General features: G+C 65.5%; 1 pseudogene. It reads right to left on the bottom strand.

Annotation, left to right across the window (positions count from 1 at the left end):
• Positions 1–632 (bottom strand): annotated as a pseudogene (locus HP547_RS29215) (metallopeptidase TldD-related protein); the annotation flags it as partial.

The raw sequence follows: 632 nt of genomic DNA, 5'->3' as shown, positions 1-632 counted from the left end.
GCTGAATCAATGGCACATCCAGGCGTGGCGAGCCTTCATCGGAAAACGCCGGGCTCAACGAGCCGCTGACCTGCTCGGTGAAGCTTACCAGCGGGCTCAGTCGTGCATCGCCGTTGTACAGGCGCTGCAGAGCGCTGTTGCCGGTGGCCAGCGCCTGCGCCGAGAAGCCGCCCCAGCACAGCATGCCGGCGATCTCGTCCATGGCTGACGGTGCCAGATAGGCGCGGTAGCTGCCGGGCTTCAGGGTGACTGCCGGAAGGCCGAGGAAACCCAGTTGCTCCCGCGCCTGGCGCAGCCGTGCGGTGAAGTTGTCGGAGTTCCATTCTTGACCGGCATAGTTGGCTTTCACCGCCTGGCCATTTTCATGGAACAGGCTCCAGTCCACGTTGAAGCTGTTGGCCTGATGCCAGCCGAAGGCGCCAAACGAACTGGCAAAGCCACGGCAGATGGGCCCGGCGGCATAGATGCCGACCAGGTCCAGGTCCCCGGCTTCGCGGTCGAGCAGGGCCAGTACATCGCTCAGCTCGGGCAGCGGTTGCTCCTGCTGGCTGTGGCTGTGCCAGGCGCTGTCGTCCAGGCGCAGGTAGGGGTCGACCGCCAGCAGCGGCAACGTCTGGCGCAGTTGCTCCAGG

Source organism: Pseudomonas sp. CM27 (assembly GCF_013179515.1).
Lineage (GTDB): Bacteria > Pseudomonadota > Gammaproteobacteria > Pseudomonadales > Pseudomonadaceae > Aquipseudomonas.
Note: the sequence above shows the minus strand (reverse complement) of the source record. Positions and strands in the feature narration are given on the sequence as shown.